The organism is Streptomyces humi, assembly GCF_001005085.2.
Taxonomy (GTDB): Bacteria; Actinomycetota; Actinomycetes; order Streptomycetales; family Streptomycetaceae; genus Streptomyces; species Streptomyces humi.
Map to the genome: position 1 here is coordinate 36,613 of NZ_LBMU02000065.1, position 19,933 is coordinate 56,545.

Below are 19,933 nucleotides of genomic sequence, written 5' to 3' on the forward strand. Positions count from 1 at the left end.
CGCCCCAGGCCCCCGTGCGGGGGGCTAGTTGATGGCCTTGATCAGCTCACCGTTGGCGGTGTCACCGCTCAGTTCCCAGAAGAAGGTGCCGCCCAGGCCCTGCTGGTTCTTGTACGTCATCTTGGTGCCGATGGTCGCCGGGGTGTCGTAGCTCCACCAGTCGCTGCCGCACTTGGCGTACGCCGTGCCGCCCACCGTGCCGGTCGCCGGGCACTTCGTCCTGAGCACCTTGTAGTCGTCGATGCCCTGTTCGTAGGTTCCCGCCGCCGGGCCGGTCGCGGTGCCGCCGGGGGCCGCCTGGGTGACGCCGGTCCAGCCGCGGCCGTAGAAGCCGATGCCGAGCAGCAGCTTGGCCGCCGGGATGCCGAGGCCCCTGAGCTTGGCGATGGTCGCCGAGGTGTAGAAGTTCGCCGTCGGGATCCCGGAGTAGGAGTTCAGCGGCGAGTGCGGAGCCGTCGGGCCGGTCGAGGCCCAGGCACCGAAGTAGTCGTACGTCATCGGGTTGTACCAGTCGACGTACTGTGCGGCGCCTGCGTAGTCGGCCGCGTCGATCTTGCCGCCGCTGGTGGCGTCGGCCGTGATCGCCGCCGTGACCAGCGAACTGCTACCGAACTTCGCGCGCAGCGCCGCCAGCACGTTCCGGAACGCGTCCCGCCCGCTGGTGTCGCAGGTGTTTCCGCAGGCGTTCGGGTACTCCCAGTCGATGTCGATGCCGTCGAAGACGCCGGCCCACTTGGAGTTCTTGACCAGGTCGTAGCAGGACTGGGCGAAGGCCGCCGGGTTCCTGGCGGCCTCGCCGAAGCCGCTCGACCAGGTCCAGCCGCCGAAGGACCAGAGGATCCTGAGGCCGGGGTGCTTCTTCTTCAGCTTCAGCAGCTGGTTGAAGTTGCCGCGCAGCGGCTGGTCCCAGGTGTCCGCGACGCCGTCCACCGACTCGGCGGCGGTGTAGGCGCGGTCGGTGGCCGCGTAGGAGTCGCCCATCGCGCACTTGCCGCCGGTGACGTTGCCGAAGGCGTAGTTGATGTGGGTGAGCTTGGCGGCCGAGCCGGAGGTCTCGACGTTCTTGACCAGGTACTTGCGGTCGTAGGTGCCCCATTCCGTGAAGTAGCCGACGACCTTCGAGCCGGCCTTGACCTGTGGGGCGGGCGGGGTGGCCGCGGAGGCGGTGCCCGCGCCGGCCAGCAGGCCGGCACCGAGGACGGCACAACAGGCCGCGGAGAGCAGCGCCCGGAACCGGGAGCGGCGGGGAGTGTGCATCGGGTGTCTCCTCCTGGGGGAGAGGGGAACGCGCGCCGATTGGCATGAACGCGGTAAAGCGTTGGTCATGAACCTTAGGAGGACTAGACCAGTAGGGTCAATGGTTCGGACCAATTTCGCTACGGCGGGATGTTGGCCTGGAATTCCGGAAGTAAGCGGTCGTTAACTGGTGACGGGAGGTCCCCGATCGGGCATACTCACTGCGCAGCCGCAGGTCAGCAGCTTCCGAGACCCGGAAACGTCCCTTCGGCCGCACCCGAACGACAGGCGGAGCAGCCCCTACCCGATGGGCCGCGGCCGCTGGTGCCCGACAGGGAGGAGACCGACGCCATGTCCGACCGCGACCCGCAGCCGGTGGAGCGTCAACTGCCCACGGAAGAGGCGAGAGACCTGCTCTCGCTGGTCCGGGACATCGCCCGGCACGAGATCGCGCCGGAGGCGGCCGAGGAGGAGGACGCCGGACGCTTCCCGCGCGGGGTCTTCACCCTGCTCTCCGAATCAGGCCTGCTCGGCCTGCCGTACGACTCCGAGTACGGCGGCGGCGACCAGCCCTACGAGGTCTACCTCCAGGTCCTGGAGGAGCTGGCCGCGGCCCGCCTCACCGTCGGCCTCGGGGTCAGCGTGCACACCCTCGCGAGCTACGCGCTCGCCGCCTACGGAACCAAGCAGCAGCAGGTCGAGCACCTGCCCGCGATACTCGGCGGCGGCCTGCTGGGCGCCTACTGCCTCTCCGAGCCCGCCTCCGGCTCGGACGCCGCCTCCCTGCGCACCAGGGCCGTCCGGGACGGGGACTCCTGGGTGATCAACGGCACCAAGGCCTGGATCACCCACGGCGGCATCGCCGACTTCTACACCGTCATGGCCCGCACCGGCGGCGAGGGCTCGCACGGCATCACCGCCTTCCTGGTCCCCGGCGACGCCGAGGGCCTGAGCGGCGCGGTGCCGGAGAAGAAGATGGGCATGAAGGGCTCGCCCACCGCCCAGGTCCACTTCGACGACGTCCGGGTCCCGGACGAGCGCCGCCTCGGCGAGGAGGGGCAGGGCTTCGCCATCGCCCTGTCCGCCCTGGACTCGGGCCGGCTCGGCATCGCGGCCTGCGCGATCGGCCTGGCCCAGGCCGCCCTGGACGAGGCGGTCGCCTACGCCACCGGGCGGCGGCAGTTCGGGCATCCCATCGCCGACTTCCAGGGCCTGCGCTTCATGATCGCCGACATGGCCACCCAGATCGAGGCCGGACGCGCCCTCTACCTCGCGGCGGCCCGGCTGCGCGACGCGGGCCGCCCGTTCGCCCGGCAGGCCGCCATGGCCAAGCTGCACTGCACCGACACCGCGATGAAGGTCACCACCGACGCCGTCCAGATACTCGGCGGCTACGGCTACACCGCGGACTTCCCGGTCGAGCGCTACATGCGGGAGGCCAAGGTGCTACAGATCGTCGAGGGGACCAACCAGATCCAGCGGATGGTCATCGCCCGTCATGTGGCAGGGCCGGAAAGCCGCTGAACTGCCCCCGTACGACCGTCGGAGCCGCCAGCCTGACCCACTCCGGGTCGTGGCGGCCCGGCAGGGCGCGGCCCCGGTCGGCCCAGATCCGCATCAACTCGCGGTAGATCGGCGGATCCTGCGGCGCGGGCGGCGGGAGCGAGGCTGCGGGCGGGGGGACGAAGATCCGGCGCTGACGGCCGAGGACCGAGTACGTGGTCGTCATGCCCGGCCAACGCGGCGGCGGCCGCCCAGGTCACCGATCCCGCGAATCGCGCGTGAGTTCGCGGGCGTCCCCTCCCGGATCTGGCCTCCCGACGCCTTCTGACGTACCGTCAGCCGGGCCGTTGCCAGCCACCGGGGGAGGCCCTGCCATGGCCGACGACCGTCCCGTACCGCTCGACGAGTACCCCGTGCACCAGGTCCCGCTCTCCATGCGGCACGTCGCCACCGGGGACCGCAACGCCTACGACCGCTGCATCTTCCACGTCCTCGACCACTCCGGCGCCGCCCTGCTCGTCCTCGGCCTCGGCGTCTATCCGAACGTCGGTGTGATCGACGCCTACGCCACCCTGCGCACCGGCGACACCCTGCACGCGGTCCGCGCCTCGGACGCCCTCGGCGAGGACCGGATGCGCCTGACGGTCGGCCCGCTGCGCATCGAGGTGGCGGAGCCGCTCCGACGCTTCCGTCTGATCTGCGACGACGACCTGATCTCCTACGACCTCACCTGGACCGCCGGCTTCCCGCCGCTGTGGGAGCCGCACCACCTCCAGCGCCGCGGTGACCGCCTGACACTGGAGGGCCGCAGGTTCGTGCAGGCCGGCGGGGTCTCCGGGGTGATCCGGGCCGGCGGCGCGGAGTTCCGCGTCGACCCGGGCGGCTGGACGGGCACCCGGGACCGCAGCTGGGGCGTGCGGCCGATCCCGGGGGAGGAGGGCGGCCGGCTCGCCGAGGCGCACCCGACCGAGGGCTTCCACTGGATCTGGTCCCCGGTCCGCTTCGAGGACCGCTTCCTGATGGTCGTCGTCCAGGAGGACGCCGACGGCTACCGCACCCTCAACGACGCCACCCTGCTCCGCGACGGCCACCCCGACCGCCAACTCGGCTGGCCCCAGGCCGAGATCGGCTACCGCAGCGGTACCCGGCAGCCGGAGCGGGCCGTCGTCCACCTCGGCGGCCCGCGCGAACCCCGGGAACTGGAGGTGGAGATCCTCGCCTCCTCGCCGCTCGCGGTCGGCGCCGGCTACCCGCCCGCCGACGACTGGCAGCACGGCACCTGGCAGGGACCGGGGTGGACGGACCGCCGTACCTACGACATGACCGCGGCGCATCCCCGCGCCGCCTACGGCGTCACCGACCACTCCGCCCGGTTCCGCCTGGACGGCCGCGTCGGCCACGGGATCTTCGAGCACGGCTCGTTCGGCAGACACGATCCGAGCGGCTTCACCGGCTTCGACTCGGTGGCGCCCTGAGAGAGGAGGCCGGCATGACCGCGAAACCGCGCCCGCGCACCACGACCCGCGATCCCGCCGAACTCGCGCGGCGGCTGACCGCCTGGCTGGACGCCCGGCTCCCCGGCGCCCGAGCCGTCGGCATCACCGTGCCCGCCTCCAACGGTCTCTCCAGCGAAACCCTGCTCTTCGACATCGAGCACCCCCGACCGCCCGTCCGGGCCTGCGCGTTGAGGCTGGCTGCGGACCCGTCGGCGTACACGGTCTTCCCCTCGTACGACATGACCCGGCAGTACCGCACCATGCGGCTGGTCGGTGAGCACACGGACGTGCCCGTGCCGCGGGTGCTGTGGCTCGAAGAGGACCCGGAACCGCTCGGCGCGCCCTTCTTCGTCATGGCACGGGTGGCGGGGCGTGTCCCGCCCGACGTCATGCCCTACACGTACGAGGGGAACTGGCTGCACGCGGCGACCGACGGCGAACGCGAGCACCTGGAAGCGGCTTCGGTCGGCCTGCTGGCCCGGATCCACGACCAAGTCCCCCTGGCACAGGCCGGGTTCCTCACACTGCCGGGTGAGGGCGATGCGCTGGGCCGGCACGTCCGCTCCCAACGCGCCTACTACGACTGGGTGGTGGACGGACTGGCCCGCTCTCCCCTGATCGAGGCCGCGTTCGACCGGCTGGCGGAACTGTGGCCGCACGAGCCCGGCGCCCCGGTCCTCAACTGGGGTGACGCGCGCATCGGCAACATCGTCTACGACGGCTTCGACCCCGTCGCCGTCCTCGACTGGGAGATGGCGGCACCGGCCCCGCGCGAGGTGGACCTCGGCTGGACCGTGTACCTGCACCGCTTCTTCCAGGACCTCACGGTCGCCTCCGGGCAGTCCGGCCTGCCCGGCTTCCTGCGCCGCGACCGCATCGAGGCCCGCTACGCCCGCCTGACCGGCCACGCCCCGCGGGACATGGAGTTCCACACCCTGTACGCCGCCCTGCGGCACGCGATCGTGATGCTGCGCATCGCCTACCGGCAGGTGTACTTCGGCGAGGCCGCCGTCCCGGCGGATCCGGACACACTGATCCTGCACCACGGCAGCCTGCGCGCCATGGTGCAGGGCAGGTACTGGAGTGAGGTGCGGTGACTCAGGCGGCCTGACGGCTGACGGTGTCGCCGCCGAAGCGCATCGCCGGTACGCGCATCGGGCGTGAGCCCGGGCCGCCGACGTGCGAGAAGGGCTGCGTCCGCCAGTCCAGACCCTGCGGGAGGGTGAGCAGGAGGGCGGTGTCCTGCTCCTGCGGCTCGGCCGACTCGTCCGCGGACGGGGCGTCGGCGGCCGCGCGGCCCGTACCGGCACAGACCGTCAGGCCGAACGGGTTCCACGGCGAGGCGCACAGCGCGTGCTCCGGCAGAAACTCCTCGTCCGCCAGCAGCGCGATGGGCTGCGCGCAGTCCGGGCAGACCACCCGGAACATCTCGAAAGTGTCGTAGGCGTCCAGTTCCTCGGCCTCGTAGGGGTCGGATTCGACGCCCTCCGGCTCGGGCTCGACGACCAACTGCGGGCGCTTGGGCGTGGTACGACCAGGGCGCTTAAGACTCTGCATGGGTACTCCCCCTCGGGCTGGGCCGTGACGGCACTGCGGCCTCGACCACAGCAAGCACTTCCCGTCCGGTCTCGGCGGTAATCACGAGACCATCACAGAGCCCGCCCGGGAGCTGTGTCGTTCGTCACATGCCGTTCGCAGGTGCCCGGTGCGGTGTTTTTGTCCCTCAGGCGACCCACAGCCTGCCCTCCGTGACATCACGAACCGGCTATGACCTGCGCCGCTGAGGTATCCGATCAGATCGGGCGCCCTGTAGCTTTTGCGCCATGGAGGAGCTCGACCGTCAAATCGTGCAGCTGCTCGTCAAGGACGGGCGGATGAGCTACACGGACCTGGGCAAGGCCACGGGCCTTTCCACGTCGGCCGTGCACCAGCGGGTGCGCCGGCTGGAACAGCGCGGCGTCATCCGCGGCTATGCCGCGGTCGTCGACCCGGAGGCCGTCGGGCTGCCCATGACTGCGTTCATCTCGGTGAAACCGTTCGATCCCAGCGCCCCCGACGACATCGCGGACCGGCTGGCCGGCGTCCCCGAGATCGAGGCGTGCCACAGTGTGGCCGGGGACGAGAACTACATCCTCAAGGTGCGGGTGGCCACGCCCCACGAGCTGGAGGAGCTGCTGGCGCGGCTGCGCAGCCTGGCGGGAGTGTCCACGCGGACGACGGTGGTGCTGTCGACGCCCTATGAGGCACGGCCGCCGAGGATCTGAACGGCGACGCGGCGGGTCGGGCGCGGATGGGCAGCGCTTCCAGGAGCCCCCGGTCCCACGGCTGGCGGTGTGAGGCGCGAGACTGTCCCCTATGAGTGATCGCGCCGACCAGCACAAGACCGTTCTCCTCCGTCGCGGCGAGGTGCACAGCCCCGCCGATCCGTTCGCGACCGCGATGGTCGTGGAACGCGGGCAGGTCGCCTGGGTCGGGTCCGAGGGAGCCGCCGACGCGTTCGCGGACGGGGTCGACGAGGTCGTCGACCTGGACGGCGCGCTGGTCACCCCCGCCTTCACCGACGCCCATGTCCACACCACGTCCACCGGACTCGCGCTGACCGGGCTCGACCTTTCGGGCGCGGCCTCGGCGGCCGAGGCCCTGGCGCTGGTCAGGGATTTCGCGGCTGCCCGCCCGGACGACCGGGTGCTGCTCGGGCACGGCTGGGACGCCTCCCGCTGGGCCGGTGGACGGCCGCCGAGCCGGGCCGAGCTGGACGCGGCCACCGGCGGACGGCCGCTCTACCTCTCCCGTATCGACGTCCACTCGGCCGTCGTCACCACCCCCCTGCTGGACCTGGTCCCGGATACGGCCGCCCGTCAGGACGCCCCGCTGACGGGCGACGCCCACCATGCCGTACGGGCCGCGGCGTTCGCGGCCGTGACGCCCGCGCAGCGTGCCGAGGCCCAGCGAGCCGCCCTCGCGCACGCGGCCTCGCTCGGCATCGGCACGGTGCACGAGTGCGGCGGGCCGAAGATCTCCTCCGAGGACGACTTCACCGGGCTGCTGCGCCTCGCCGCCGGACTGCCCGGCCCACGCGTCGTCGGCTACTGGGCGGAGGAGGACGCCGAGAAGGCGCGGGAGCTGGGCGCGCTCGGTGCCGCCGGCGATCTGTTCGTCGACGGAGCCCTCGGCTCGCACACCGCCTGCCTGCACGAGCCGTATGCCGACGCGGACCACACCGGCGCCGCCTACCTGGACGCGGCAGCCGTCGCCGCCCATGTCGTCGCCTGCACCGAGGCCGGACTCCAGGCGGGCTTCCACGCCATCGGCGACGCCGCCGTGACGGCCGTCGTGGAGGGCGTGCGCACCGCCGCCGAGAAGATCGGCCTCGCCCGCGTCCGGGCCGCCCGGCACCGGGTCGAGCACGCCGAGATGCTCGCGCCCGCCCACATCGCGGGCTTCGCCGAGCTCGGCCTGATCGCCTCCGTGCAGCCCGCCTTCGACGCGCTGTGGGGCGGGGCGGACGGCATGTACGCGCAGCGCCTCGGCGCCGAGCGGGCCCGCACCCTCAACCCCTACGCGGCCCTCCTGAAGGCCGGGGTCCCGCTCGCCTTCGGATCCGACAGCCCGGTCACCCCGCTCGACCCCTGGGGGACCGTCCGGGCCGCCGCCTTCCACCACACGCCCGAGCACCGCGTCTCGGTCCGCGCCGCGTTCACCGCGCACACCCGCGGCGGCTGGCGGGCGATCGGCCGGGACGACGCCGGTGTGCTGGTGCCCGGCGCGCCCGCCGACTACGCGGTCTGGCGCACCGAGGAACTGGTGGTGCAGGCACCGGACGACCGGGTCGCCCGCTGGTCCACCGATCCCCGCTCCGGCACCCCCGGCCTGCCCGATCTGACCCCGGGACACGAGCTGCCGGTCTGCCTGCGCACGGTGGTCGGCGGCCGAACGGTGTTCGTACGACCGGGCGAGTGAGCGGACCGCATTCGTACGGCCGGGCGAGTGATCTCCCGGGGTGGCGCGGTCGTGATCATCGGCCGCCGGCCCGTCGCGCGACCTGCGCATCCTCCGCCCTGACCAGGGGTTTGAGGGTATTCGTGCAGGTCAAACGGCTGTTGACAGCCAGCGGCAGGGGGCCGGTAGGTTCGGCCGAGTCCACCACCGGACGCCCGACCGGGGAGCAGTTCGCGCACTCGCCGCAAGCGCCGCTGGGTCAGGGACGGTGTGCCGCACCGGGGCACCGTCACTGGGAGCCAGGCTCAGCGCCCGCGCCGACGAGGGAACGTTCCGGCCGGTCGGGAGGTGCGACCCGGGTGGGGCCCGGAGCTCAGTAGACAACGGCTTTCGGTCGACCCGCAGCCAGCGGGCCCCAGGTCGGCCCGAAGGGCGCCGGGCCCCCATCCGCAGGCAGGACACGGATGGCGGCCGCCTGAAACGGGCATCCTTACCCCGTTCTTGTGCAATCGACACCACCGTACGCACGAGCCGTCACGTCGGCGCAGGCCGTGGCCACTATGGTGGACCCCTGCGTACGACATGAAGGGGCAGCAGTGAACGACGGCGACGGGACCCTCGCGGCAAAGGCCCAGGGTAGGCAGTTCGGCCCGCTCGGCACGGCCTTGGTGATCATTCCGACCTACAACGAGGCGGAGAACATCAAGTCCATCGTCGGCCGGGTGCGCCAGGCCGTCCCCGAGGCGCACGTTCTGGTGGCGGACGACAACAGCCCCGACGGTACGGGCAAGCTCGCCGACGAACTGGCCGCCGAGGACGACCAGGTCCAGGTGTTGCACCGCAAGGGCAAGGAAGGGCTCGGCGCCGCCTACCTCGCGGGGTTCCGCTGGGGCATGGACAACGGGTACGGCGTGCTCGTGGAGATGGACGCCGACGGCTCCCACCAGCCGGAGGAGCTGCCCCGGCTGCTGACCGCGCTGAAGGGCGCCGACCTGGTGCTCGGCTCCCGCTGGGTGCCCGGTGGCCGGGTCGTCAACTGGCCGAAGTCGCGCGAGTTCATCTCCCGGGGCGGCTCGCTGTACTCCCGGCTCGCCCTCGACCTCCCGCTGCGCGACATCACCGGCGGCTACCGCGCGTTCCGCCGCGAGACCCTGGAAGGCCTCGGGCTCACCGAGGTCGCCTCCCAGGGCTACTGCTTCCAGGTCGACCTGGCCCGGCGCGCGGTCAAGGCCGGTTTCCACGTCGTCGAGGTGCCCATCACGTTCGTGGAGCGTGAGCTGGGCGACTCCAAGATGAGCCGGGACATCCTGGTGGAGGCCCTGTGGCGGGTCACCTCGTGGGGCGTCACCGAGCGGGTCGGCAAGATCACCGGCAAGGGCGGGCAGCCCTAGCGGACAGGGCGCCGGGAGCCCTGGCCGAGGGGCGCGCCGGGAGCCCTGGCCGACGGGTGCCGGGAGTTCCGGCCGACGGGTGCGGGGAGTCCCGGCCGAGGGGTGCCGGGAGCCCTGGCGGACGGCGTCGGCAGGCCAGGGGACACGGGCCGCGGCCACCTCTGCCGGGGTCCGGAAACCTCACAGATCCGGCTGATCATCCCCTTATCCCGCACTGAGCCGCGCCCAGGCACACTGGGGGCATGACGACTGGCGCGCAGACCCCTCCGTACACCACCCGGCCCCGCCGCTCCCGGCTCGCCAGATATCTGCCGCTGGGCCTCGCGGCCTGGCTGGTGCTGGAGATCTGGCTGCTCACGGTGGTCGCGGGCGCGGCCGGCGGGATGACGGTGTTCCTGCTGCTCGTGGCGGGCCTGGTGGCCGGTTCCGTGGTCATCAAGCGGGCCGGCCGCCGGGCCTTCCAGAGCCTCAACGAGGCGATCCAGCGCGGCGGCTCCCCGGAGCGCGGCGGTGGCAACGGGCTGATGATGCTGGGCGGCCTGCTCCTCATGATCCCCGGTCTGGTCTCCGACGCCCTCGGCCTGCTGCTCCTGCTGCCGCCGGTCCAGAAGGCCGTCTCCCGCCTCACGGAACGCGCCCTGGACCGCAAACTGCGCGCCGCCGCCCCTGGCACCCTGGGCAACGCCTTCCAGCAGGCCCGTATGCACCGCCCGGACGGCAAGGTGGTCCAGGGCGAGGTGATCAGGAACGACGGACCGGACCGGGGTGACGAGCCCGCGGGGGAGCGGCCGCCACTGACCCGCTGACCCCGGCGCGGGGCCCCGCGCCGGGGTCAGCGAGAACCGGGAGTGACCGGGAGCGCCGAAAACCGACGGCGCCGTACGTTCACAGAACGTACGGCGCCCTCGGTATCGGTTGTGTCGGCTTCCCGTTAAACGGGACTATGCGGACTTACGGCTGTCCCTGGGATGAATCGCGATGTTCATCGCCCCGGAGCGCAGAACCGCAAGACGCTCCTCGAGGACCTCTTCGAGTTCCTCACGGGTGCGCCGCTCCATCAGCATGTCCCAGTGGGTACGCGCGGGCTTGGCCTTCTTCTCTTCAGGGCCGTCGCCGTCCACGAGGAGTGCCTGGGCCCCGCAGACCTTGCACTCCCACTCCGGCGGGATCTCCGCCTCGACCGAGAAGGGCATCTCGAACCGGTGCCCCTTCTCGCATGCGTACTCCACGGCCTGGCGCGGGGCCAGGTCGATACCGCGGTCCGTCTCGTAGCTGGTCACCACGAGGCGCGTACCGCGAAGAGCTCGCTCACTCATGAATCGTGCCTCCCGGGCTTGTCGCCCACAGGACAGGTGTCGCTGTCGTCGTCATCCGGTCAACGTCCGGTCGGCGGTAAAGATTCCCGTTCCGGGTCATGCGTCGCCGTCGTAGCCGCCCCTTGTTGTACCCACCAGTGCCCGGTTTGTCACATCTGCTAACAGATGTCACCCAGCGTTTCGGCATCTTTGACGCGCAGTAACGGTACGCCTGGCAGGCCAAACGCGTACACTACCGCCCTTTCGCGTTGAACGCTAAATCTTCCTTGCTAGATCCTGTGCGGAACCGGATTGCCGGCCTCGCGGATCGCCCTCCGTACCGGTACCCGCGCGAGCAGCGCGAACCCGATGACGAAGAAGGCCACCAGCGAGATGATCGCCGAACGGTAGCTTCCGCTCAGCTGGTAGGTGATCCCGAACAACAACGGTCCCAGCCAGCTCATCCCCCGATCGCTCACCTCGTACGCCGCGAAGTACTCGGCTTCTTTGCCGGGCGGTACGAGATGGGAGAACAGGGAGCGCGACAGGGCCTGGCTGCCACCGAGGACGAGACCGATACCGCCCGCGAGGACGAAGAACCACACCGGCGCCCCGGCCGGCAGGAAGTACCCCGCCGCCAGCGTCACCGTCCACGCCACCAGCGAGCCGAGAATCGTGCGCTTCGCCCCGTACGCCCGGGCGAGCCGCCCCATCGTCAGGGCGCCCGCCACGGCCAGCACCTGCACCATCAGCACGGCACCGATGAGCGTCGACTGACCGAGCCCCAGTTCCTCGGAGCCGTAGACGGAGGCCTGGGAGATCACCGTCTGGATGCCGTCGTTGTAGACGAGGTACGCGAGCAGGAAGGACAGTGTCAACGGGTGACGTCGCATGTCCCGGACGGTCGCCGCGAGTTGACGCAGCCCCGGCGCGGTCGCCCCGGCGACGGTGCGGCCGCCCCGGTCGCGCAGCCGCCGTAGCGGCATCAGGGCGAAGAGGCCCCACCACAGGCCGGCGCCGGCCAGACAGATCCGGACCGCCTCCGTCTCGGAGAGGCCGAACGAGTCGTGCGCCGAGTACAGGACCAGGTCGGCGACGAGCACCAGGGAACCGGACGCGTACCCGAAGGCCCAGCCCCGCGAGGAGACGGTGTCGCGTTCCTCCGGCGGCGCGATCTGGGGGAGGTAGGAGTTGTAGAGCATCAGCGCGACACTCTGGGCCGCGTTCGCGACGACCAGCAGCAGCCCGCCGAGCAGATAGCGGTCGCCGTCCAGGAAGAACATCCCGGTCGTCGCCGCGGCCCCGGTGTACGCGGCCACGCCGAGCAGGTGCTTCTTGCGGCCGGTACGGTCGGCCGCGCCGGCCACCAGGGGCATCAGCACCACGGCCACGATCACCGACAGGGAGACCGAGTAGGCGAAGAAGGAGCCGGCCCGGACCGGGGCGCCGAGCGGGTGCACATAGCCGTCGGCGTCCGCCGCGTGGTCGGCCACCGACGTCAGGTAGGGGCCCAGGAACACGGTGAGGACGCTCGTCGAGTAGACCGAGCAGGCCCAGTCGTAGAAATACCATCCGCGCTGTTCGCGCCGCAGTTCGGCGGCCTCGTCCAAGGCCTCCGTCCGCACGGTCTCGGTGCCCACCCGTGCCCTCGCCCTCTCCGCAGCGGTGCCGGCCGCGCTTCTCAGACCCAGACGCCCCGGTCCTTCATGACCTCGCGCAGCGTGTCGATGTGATCGGTCATGATGCCATCGACACCCAGGTCCAGGAGCCGGTGCATCCGCTCCGCCTCGTTGACCGTCCACACGTGGACGTGCAGCCCGCGCGCGTGGGCCGCGCGCACGAACCGCCGGTCGACCACCGGGACCCCCGACTGGGACTCGGGCACCTGCGCCGCGACCGCCGAGCGGCGCACCGACGCGGGCAGCCCCCAGGAGCGCAGCCGCAGCCCGACCACACCGCGGGTACCGAACGAAGTGGCCAGCCGCGGGCCCGCCAGCCGCTGGGCGCGCAGCACCCGCGCCTCCGAGAAGGAGCCGACGCAGACACGGTCGTAGGAGTCCGTCTTCTCGATCAGGTCGAGGAGCGGGCGGAGCGCCGGCTCGGCCTTGGCGTCCACGTTCCAGCGGACGTCCGGGAACTCCTCCAGCAGCTCCTCGAAGAGGGGGAGCGGTTCGCGGCCCCCCACGCGCGCGTGCCGTACGTCGTCCCACGGCAGGTCGGCGATCCGGCCGGCCCCGTCGGTGACCCGGTCCAGGGTGTCGTCGTGGAGGGCGACGAGCCTGCCGTCCGCCGTGGCGTGCACATCGGTCTCGATGTAGCGGTAGCCGAGGTCGACCGCGCGCCGGAACTGCGCCACGGTGTTCTCCAGGCCGTCCGCGGCCCCGCCCCGGTGGGCGAAGGCGATGGGGCCGGGGTGGTCGAGGTACGGGTGGCGGATCGGCGTGCTCACTTGCGCAGTATGACCTGCCCGGGTGACCCCGCGGCAACGACCGTGCTGCGGCCCGGTGCCGCCGGGACGGCGAACACCTTGAGGAACAGCTGCGCGAGCGGTCCGATGGCCACCGCGTACAGGAGGGTGCCGACCCCGATGGTCCCGCCGAGTGCGAAACCGGTGACCACGACGGCGACCTCGATGGCCGTCCGGATCAGCCGGATCGACCGGCCGGTGCGCCGGTGCAGCCCCGTCATCAGGCCGTCCCGCGGCCCCGCCCCGAAACTCGCCGCGATGTACAGACCGGTCGCCGCCCCGTTCAGCACGATGCCCGCCGCCATCAGCGGGACCCGCACGGCGAACGCGTGCGCCACCGGGACGACGGCGAGCGTGGCGTTCATGGCGAGGCCGATGACGAACACGTTGGAGACCGTGCCCAGCCCCGGGCGCTGGCGCAGCGGGATCCACAGGAGCAGTACGGCCGCACCCACGACGATCGCCACCGTGCCGATGCTCAGCCCGGTGTGTCCGGCGAGCCCCTGGTGCAGTACGCCCCACGGCTCCAGACCCAGACCGGCCACGACGAGAAGGGCGGAACTCACGCCGTACAGCGTGAGTCCCGCATAGAGCTGGACCAACCGTCGCCCGAGACGGCCTTGCGTGGACAAGGGGGACCCCCAGAGTGGGAAAGGTGGAAAAGGTGGACTGACCCGTGTCACTCTGTGGCTTGGGAGGGAGAGCCATCCATGGCCAATTCGGGGAAGGTGGACTGATTCTCATGGCGCAGTGGACTTCGGCGGTGGGAGCCGCTCAGCTCGCCCGGCTGCTCAACTCGCAACAGGACCGCCCGGCCGGCCCCGGCACCCGGCGGCCGCCCGCCTACCGCGCGCTCGCCGACGGCGTCCGGCTGCTGGTGCTGGAGGGCCGCGTCCCGGTCGCCGCCAGGCTGCCCGCCGAACGCGAACTGGCGCTCTCCCTGTCCGTCAGCCGGACGACCGTCGCGGCGGCGTACGAGGCGCTGCGCGCGGAGGGGTTCCTGGAGTCCCGGCGCGGCGCCGGCAGCTGGACCGCCGTCCCGGCCGGCAACCCGCTGCCCGCCCGGGGTCTGGAGCCGCTGCCCCCCGAGGCGCTCGGCTCGGTGATCGACCTGGGCACCGCGGCCCTGCCGGCCCCGGAGCCCTGGCTGACCCGGGCCGTTCAGGGCGCCCTGGAGGAACTCCCGCCGTACGCCCACACCCACGGTGACTACCCGGCCGGGCTCCCGATCCTCCGCTCGATGATCGCCGAGCGCTACACCGCCCGCGGTATCCCCACCATGCCCGAGCAGATCATGGTCACGACGGGGGCGATGGGCGCGATCGACGCCATCTGCCATCTCTTCGGCGGCCGGGGCGAGCGCATCGCCGTCGAGTCCCCGTCGTACGCCAACATCCTCCAGCTGATGCGGGAGGCGGGCGCCCGGCTGGTGCCGGTGGCGATGGCCGAGGGGCTGGGCGGCTGGGACGTGGACCGCTGGCGTCAGGTGCTGCGGGACGCGGCGCCCCGGATCGCGTACGTGGTCGCCGACTTCCACAACCCCACCGGGGCGCTCGCCGACGACGACCAGCGGCGCCGGCTGGTGGACGCGGCCCGCTCGGCGGGGACGGTGCTGGTCGCCGACGAGACCATGAGCGAGCTGTGGCTGGACGAGGACGTGACCATGCCCCGCCCGGTCTGCGGTTTCGATCCGGCCGGCTCGACGGTCATCACGGTCGGCTCGGCCAGCAAGGCGTTCTGGGCGGGCATGCGGATCGGCTGGGTACGGGCCGCTCCCGACGTCATCCGCAGCCTGGTCGCCGCGCGCGCCTACGCCGACCTGGGGACTCCGGTGCTGGAGCAGCTCGCGGTGAACTGGCTGTTCAGCACCGAGGGCTGGGCGCAGGCAGTCGACCTGCGCCGGGCCCAGGCCCGCGAGAACCGGGACGCGCTGGTGACCGCGGTGCGCCGCGAGCTGCCGGACTGGGAGTTCGAGGTGCCCAGGGGCGGGCTGACGCTGTGGGTGCGGACCGGGGGGCTGTCCGGTTCCCGGCTCGCGGAGGCGGGCGAGCGGGTCGGGGTGAGGGTTCCGTCCGGGCCCCGCTTCGGGGTCGACGGGGCCTTCGAGGGGTACGTGCGCCTCCCGTTCACCGTGGGGGGAGCGGTGGCCGAGGAGGCGGCGGTGCGGTTGGCCGCGGCGGCGCGGCTGGTGGAGTCGGGGGCCAGTGGGGGGAGCGAGTCGCCGAGGTCGTTCGTGGCGTAGGTATGTGGCGTAGGGACCTGGCCGCGGGTGTGTCGCCAGGGCCGGTACGTCAGCCCTCGGCGACGGCGGCCTCCGCCGGTACCGCGTCCGCGGGCACAGCTTCCGCCGGTACCGCGTCCGCGGGCACCGCTTCCACCGGGACCGCTTGGGCGGGCGCGTTCAGGGGCGGCAGCAGGTTCAGCACCGCCTCCCGGTCCGCGTCGCTCGTCGCGTCGTCGTACGGGTCCGGTGTCGCCGGTACCTGGAGGCGCAGCACCGGACCGTGCCCCAGCCGGGCGTAACCCCGGCCCGGCGGCACATGGGTCAGCGGGGTCGTGTGCGGCGGCGCCCCCAGCACCGCCACGAGCTCGTCCGGCAGCGCCGGTCCGAGGACGACACGCGCGCGGGTGTGCTGTCGTACCGCCTCGTTCAGCGCGTCCGAGGCGTCGAGGTGTTCGGCGACCGCCACGGTGACGTTCGCCGCGCGGCCGTGCCGGAGGGGGACCTGGAGGAGGGACTGCGGGTCCTGGTGCCCGTCGGTCGAGGCCAGGTGGACGAAGGCGCTCGGGCGGTCCAGCAGGATCCACAGCGGACGTTTGCAGTCCTCCGGCGCCGGGTGGCCTCCCTGCCGGGCCAGGTTGAGGGCGATGAGCCGCCGTTCCGTCTCGTGCGCGGCCCACTCCAGGGCGGCCAGCGCCCCGGTCAGGCCGCACTCCACGGCGAGGACCCCGTCCCGGCCGCCCAGGCAGGCGTACTCGCCGGCGCCGCCGCCCTCCACGACGAGCACGTCTCCGTACTGGAGGGCTTGCAGGGCGACGGAGCGCAGCAGCGTCGAGGTGCCGCTGCCGGGGCGGCCCACGACCAGCAGGTGGGGTTCGGTGGAACGGGCGCCGGTGCGCCAGACGACCGGCGGCACGTCGCGCTGCTCCTCGCCGTACGCGAGCGGGAGGGTGCGCAGGACCTCGGTGGGGTCGGTGAAGCCGAGGACCGTCTCGCCCGGCGCGGTGACGAAGCGCTGGGCCGCGATGTCGGTGGGCAGCGGGGCGAGGACGGTCACCGTGAGCTGGTTGGCCTCCTCGTCCCACGCGAAGTGGTACTCGCGGCCCCGCCCGGACTTCGCGGTGAGCAGATGCTCGATCCCCGCGCGGGCCGCGGGCTCGCCGTCCGGGAAGTAGGCGGGGTAGCGGAGCACCAGTTGGCCGATCCGGCCCGTGTCGTCGAACTCGTGGGCGAGGAAGGCCTTCTCCCACTCCCCGCCGTGCGCGTACAGCGGCGCCGGGTCCTCGGCGGCCGAGAAGTACGGCACCAGGGCCTCGTACAGGGACTGGAGCCGCTGGGTCTGCGACTCGTCGGGGCCCTCCGGCGGGGGCGGGGTGCGGTCACGGCCCTGCCAGGCGCTCGCCGCCATCAGGGTGATGACGGCGAGCAGCGGTCCGTACGGCACCAGCGCCACGACCAGGACGACCGAGGCCACCAGGAAGAGCAGTGGCCCGCGTTTGTCCTTGGGGGTCTGCGCCCATCTCTGCCGTCCGGCCGAGGCCAGCCTGCCCAGTCCGCGGGTGACGGTGATGAGCGGGTGGAGGACGTCGGTGGCGTTGTCGGCAGCCGTCCGGGCCAGCTCCCGGCTTCGGGCGAGCTGCGCGGTGCCGTTGCTCAGGATGCGGGGGAGGGGGCGCCGGGCCACTGCTGTCTCCTGGTGGTGCGTACGGGCGGGAGGAGCGTCAGAACTTGATGCCGCCGAGCAGGCTCGCGAGGCTCTCGCCGCCCGCCTTGATGCTCGGCGCGATGGCCGTGCTCGCGAGATAGAACCCGAAGAGCGCCGAGACCGTGGCGTGCGACGGCTTCAGTCCGTCCTTGCGGAAGAAGAGGAAGACGATGATGCCGAGCACGATGACGCCTGAGATGGAGAGGATCATGTGAGATCTCCTGGTGTCGAAGGGGGACAGTCACCATGAGTTCTTCCAGCATCACAGCAGGTATCCATATGATTAAAGGTGCGATTGGGTGAATTTCGGTTGATTTCACCCGGCTGGCGGATCATTCTCGACCTGTGGCTGCCGTGATCTTTACCTCGGACAGATCCGGTCATGTGCACCCTGAGCCAGTACGCTGGCGAATCACTCGTACGGCCGTGCGGCCCGTCCGTTGCCGTACGCTCCCTCCGTCCGCGCAAGTCCCCGCAGCACACAGGAGAGGCGGTCCCGGTGATGAGCGAAGCCCCCGACCCCGAGGTCGTGGAGCTGGCGACCAAGATCTTCGATCTGGCCCGGCAGGGCGGGACCGAGGCGCTCGTGGCGTACCTCGACGCGGGCGTTCCGGCCAACCTCACCAACGACCGCGGCGACTCCCTCGTGATGCTCGCCGCCTACCACGGACACGCCGAGGCGGTGCGTGAGCTGCTCGCCCGGGGCGCCGAGGCGGACCGGGTCAACGACCGAGGCCAGACACCGCTCGCCGGAGCGGTCTTCAAAGGTGAGGCGGAAGTGATCAGAGTGCTCCTGGAGGCGGGCGCGGACCCGGCGGTGGGCACTCCGTCGGCCGTCGACACCGCCCGGATGTTCGGCAAGACGGACCTTCTGGAACTGTTCGGTACCCACTGACCCATCTGTTCTGACCAGCTAAAAGACACAAAACGGGGGAGGCGGTACAGGGCCGCCGAAATTTCGGTCGCGGCAGGTCGAAGTGCCGAGTCATCATGACGTCGTGATTCACGGACGCGATGGCTGGGCAGGTGTTGCCGCACCGCGCGGGCCGTGATCGGCCCGCATGGGCCACTGACGAGAGGCAGAGAGAAATGGTCTACAGCAAGCAAGAGACGGCGGGCGCTCCGACGTTGTGTCACGCGGCCAGGTAGTGCGTGTTCTCCGGTTGCGTCGACGCTTGATGTGAGGCTGTTTCCCATGTTCGATCCGGTCATAGCGCCCAGCGGCACGCTGCTCGGCCTGCTCCAGCGGGGCCGAGGCGACGGCACGCTGCACGCGCTCACCGCCCCGCGCGCCGAGGCGCTCGCGGCTCTGAACCACTGTGTGCTGAGCGACCCACGCCACGACTGGCAGGTGGAGAACCGCTCCCTGTACTACGCCCGGCTCTACCTCGACCTGAACGGCGAGCTCGACGCCGTCGAGGCGCACCTCTTCGACCCCGAGGACGTCCTCGATCCCGAGGAGTCCCGCACCGGCCTCGCGCTGGCCGTGCTCGGGCACCTCGCCTCCTACGGCAGGCGGGACGCCCTCGAACTGCTGCGCAGGTACGCGGCCGGCGGCACCAACTGGGCCTGGGCCCTGGACGAGCTGGCCCTGCGGGACGACGACGCGGGCCTGCGCGCCCTCGCCGCCCCGGTGCTCGCCCGGTTCGCCACCGACGCCGAGGGCGAGGCCGAACTGGCCGCCGCCGTACGCGACGCCTTCGAGCCACGGCCCTGGCGGCTGTGGGCCGACGATCCCCGCGCATCCATCGCCACGCGGGTGCGCGCCGCGCAGGAGACCGGCTGCTTCGACCGCTGGCAACGCCAGATGCGACCTACCGGGCCCCGTCCGGGGTGGAGCGTGCAGGCCGTCTTCGAGTGGGCCCAGCAGGGCATCGAGCGAGGGGCGGCACTCCATGTGCCCGCCGCCCGGTGTCTGGTCGCCGTGGCCGGGCCCGAGGACCGGCCGGAGATCCTCCGGGCCGCCCGGAGCGGCACCGACGGAGCCCGCTGCACCGCGTTGCGCTATCTCGCCGACAGCAACGACCGTGACGCGCTCGGCCTGATCGAGGGCGCGGTCGACGACGGCACGGCCACCGTGGTGGAGGCCGCCGTCGACGCCTTCGAACGCATGCGCAGCATCGCCGCCGTCGACAGGGCCCGCGGCTGGGCCCGCCGGCCCGACGCCCTCGGCGCCGCCGCCGGCCGGATGCTCGCCTGCCGGGGCGGTGCCCAGGACAGCGAACTGGTCCTCGCGGCACTCCGGGAGGCGGTACGCGGCGAAGGCCCCGACGCGCCGACCCTCTGGACGCTCGTCGACGGCACCGGACGGCTCGGCATCGCCTGTGCCGCTCCCGTCCTGCGCCACGTCTACCGCGAGACCGCCTCGTCCCACCTCCGCGGCCGCGCCGCCCGCGCGCTGGCCGCCACCGACCCCTCCTTCGCCACCGGCTTCGCCGTCGAATGCCTGTGGGACTGCGAGGAGACCACCCGCGAGATCGCCGCCCGGCACGCCGAGACCGGTGACGCCCGGGTCGTCGAACAGCTCCGCCGGCTCGCCGCCGACCCCGCCGAGGAGGCCGAGGTCCAGACGGCCGTACGCAGCCGCATCGGACCGGACACGCCCGCCGTGTGACACGACACCACGGGGGACACGGCTTCACGGGGGACACCGCTTCACGCGGGACACGCCCGCCGTGTG

19 protein-coding genes are annotated in these 19,933 nt (G+C 72.1%); 10 read left to right on the forward strand and 9 right to left on the reverse strand.

All coding sequences use genetic code 11. The features are described from left to right. Positions 1–24 precede the first annotated feature (24 nt). Positions 25–1,257 (reverse strand): glycoside hydrolase family 18 protein, encoded by a 1,233-nt coding sequence (locus tag AAW13_RS26990; RefSeq protein WP_046731964.1) that lies wholly within the window; start codon positions 1,255–1,257, stop codon positions 25–27. 330 nt (positions 1,258–1,587) lie between these two features. On the opposite strand from AAW13_RS26990, the gene AAW13_RS26995 reads away from it, so the two are divergent. Next, positions 1,588–2,760 (forward strand): acyl-CoA dehydrogenase family protein, encoded by a 1,173-nt coding sequence (locus AAW13_RS26995; RefSeq protein ID WP_046732006.1) that lies wholly within the window; start codon positions 1,588–1,590, stop codon positions 2,758–2,760. Here the strand turns inward: AAW13_RS26995 and AAW13_RS27000 are convergent. Next, the gene (locus AAW13_RS27000) at positions 2,723–2,965 is read right to left on the reverse strand and encodes a hypothetical protein (protein WP_071659697.1); all 243 of its coding nucleotides are present in this window, start codon (positions 2,963–2,965) and stop codon (positions 2,723–2,725) included. The genes AAW13_RS26995 and AAW13_RS27000 overlap by 38 nt on opposite strands. A 148-nt stretch (positions 2,966–3,113) precedes the next feature. Between AAW13_RS27000 and AAW13_RS27005 the strand changes: the two genes are divergently transcribed. Both AAW13_RS27005 and AAW13_RS27010 read left to right on the forward strand, forming a co-directional pair. After that, positions 3,114–4,214, forward strand: coding sequence for an Rv3169 family protein (locus AAW13_RS27005; protein WP_046731965.1), 1,101 nt, complete (start codon positions 3,114–3,116; stop codon positions 4,212–4,214). A 14-nt stretch (positions 4,215–4,228) separates the two neighbouring features. Beyond that, positions 4,229–5,332 carry a phosphotransferase family protein gene (locus tag AAW13_RS27010; RefSeq protein ID WP_046731966.1) on the forward strand — a complete coding sequence of 368 codons (1,104 nt, stop codon included), beginning with the start codon at positions 4,229–4,231 and terminating at the stop codon, positions 5,330–5,332. A 1-nt stretch (position 5,333) separates the two neighbouring features. Here AAW13_RS27010 and AAW13_RS27015 read toward each other — a convergent pair whose 3' ends face one another. Then, a complete protein-coding gene (locus AAW13_RS27015) occupies positions 5,334–5,792 on the reverse strand; it encodes a hypothetical protein (protein ID WP_046731967.1) in 459 nt (152 codons plus the stop codon). Positions 5,793–6,058: 266 nt separating this feature from the next. Here AAW13_RS27015 and AAW13_RS27020 point away from each other — a divergent pair, with 266 nt between their 5' ends. From AAW13_RS27020 to fxsA, 4 genes are all read left to right on the forward strand, one after another. Then, positions 6,059–6,499 carry an Lrp/AsnC family transcriptional regulator gene (locus AAW13_RS27020; protein WP_004002750.1) on the forward strand — a complete coding sequence of 147 codons (441 nt, stop codon included), beginning with the start codon at positions 6,059–6,061 and terminating at the stop codon, positions 6,497–6,499. 91 nt (positions 6,500–6,590) lie between these two features. Then, on the forward strand, positions 6,591–8,195 hold the full coding sequence (locus AAW13_RS27025; RefSeq protein ID WP_046731968.1) for an amidohydrolase: 1,605 nt from the start codon (positions 6,591–6,593) through the stop codon (positions 8,193–8,195). A 575-nt stretch (positions 8,196–8,770) separates the two neighbouring features. Next, on the forward strand, positions 8,771–9,565 hold the full coding sequence (locus tag AAW13_RS27030) for a polyprenol monophosphomannose synthase (protein WP_046731969.1): 795 nt from the start codon (positions 8,771–8,773) through the stop codon (positions 9,563–9,565). Between the two features lie 242 nt (positions 9,566–9,807). Further along, positions 9,808–10,371: an FxsA family membrane protein gene (fxsA, locus tag AAW13_RS27035; protein WP_046731970.1), complete on the forward strand. Its 564-nt coding sequence runs from the start codon at positions 9,808–9,810 to the stop codon at positions 10,369–10,371. 135 nt (positions 10,372–10,506) lie between these two features. Here the strand turns inward: fxsA and AAW13_RS27040 are convergent, their stop codons facing one another. From AAW13_RS27040 to yczE, 4 genes are all read right to left on the reverse strand, one after another. Continuing rightward, a complete protein-coding gene (locus AAW13_RS27040) occupies positions 10,507–10,881 on the reverse strand; it encodes an RNA polymerase-binding protein RbpA (protein ID WP_010046329.1) in 375 nt (124 codons plus the stop codon). Positions 10,882–11,150: 269 nt separating this feature from the next. After that, positions 11,151–12,500 carry an MFS transporter gene (locus AAW13_RS27045; protein WP_046731971.1) on the reverse strand — a complete coding sequence of 450 codons (1,350 nt, stop codon included), beginning with the start codon at positions 12,498–12,500 and terminating at the stop codon, positions 11,151–11,153. Positions 12,501–12,541: 41 nt separating this feature from the next. After that, positions 12,542–13,309, reverse strand: a complete 768-nt coding sequence (locus AAW13_RS27050; RefSeq protein WP_046731972.1) for a glycerophosphodiester phosphodiesterase family protein — start codon at positions 13,307–13,309, stop codon at positions 12,542–12,544. Beyond that, the gene (yczE, locus tag AAW13_RS27055) at positions 13,306–13,959 is read right to left on the reverse strand and encodes a membrane protein YczE (RefSeq protein ID WP_071659698.1); all 654 of its coding nucleotides are present in this window, start codon (positions 13,957–13,959) and stop codon (positions 13,306–13,308) included. The genes AAW13_RS27050 and yczE overlap by 4 nt, the downstream gene beginning before the upstream one ends. Before the next feature lie 110 nt (positions 13,960–14,069). On the opposite strand from yczE, the gene AAW13_RS27060 reads away from it, so the two are divergent. Beyond that, complete coding sequence (locus AAW13_RS27060; RefSeq protein WP_046731974.1) at positions 14,070–15,569, forward strand: SCO1417 family PLP biosynthesis transcription factor; 1,500 nt, start codon at positions 14,070–14,072, stop codon at positions 15,567–15,569. 49 nt (positions 15,570–15,618) lie between these two features. Here the strand turns inward: AAW13_RS27060 and AAW13_RS27065 are convergent, their stop codons facing one another. Both AAW13_RS27065 and AAW13_RS27070 read right to left on the reverse strand, forming a co-directional pair. Next, on the reverse strand, positions 15,619–17,232 hold the full coding sequence (locus AAW13_RS27065; protein ID WP_046731975.1) for an ABC transporter ATP-binding protein: 1,614 nt from the start codon (positions 17,230–17,232) through the stop codon (positions 15,619–15,621). A 37-nt stretch (positions 17,233–17,269) separates the two neighbouring features. Then, positions 17,270–17,464: a hypothetical protein gene (locus AAW13_RS27070; protein ID WP_046731976.1), complete on the reverse strand. Its 195-nt coding sequence runs from the start codon at positions 17,462–17,464 to the stop codon at positions 17,270–17,272. Positions 17,465–17,755: 291 nt separating this feature from the next. Between AAW13_RS27070 and AAW13_RS27075 the strand changes: the two genes are divergently transcribed. Both AAW13_RS27075 and AAW13_RS27080 read left to right on the forward strand, forming a co-directional pair. Then, positions 17,756–18,148, forward strand: a complete 393-nt coding sequence (locus AAW13_RS27075) for an ankyrin repeat domain-containing protein (protein WP_046731977.1) — start codon at positions 17,756–17,758, stop codon at positions 18,146–18,148. Positions 18,149–18,448: 300 nt separating this feature from the next. Further along, entirely contained in the window at positions 18,449–19,867 is a 1,419-nt protein-coding gene (locus tag AAW13_RS27080; protein ID WP_046731978.1) for a hypothetical protein, read from the forward strand. Positions 19,868–19,933 lie beyond the last annotated feature (66 nt).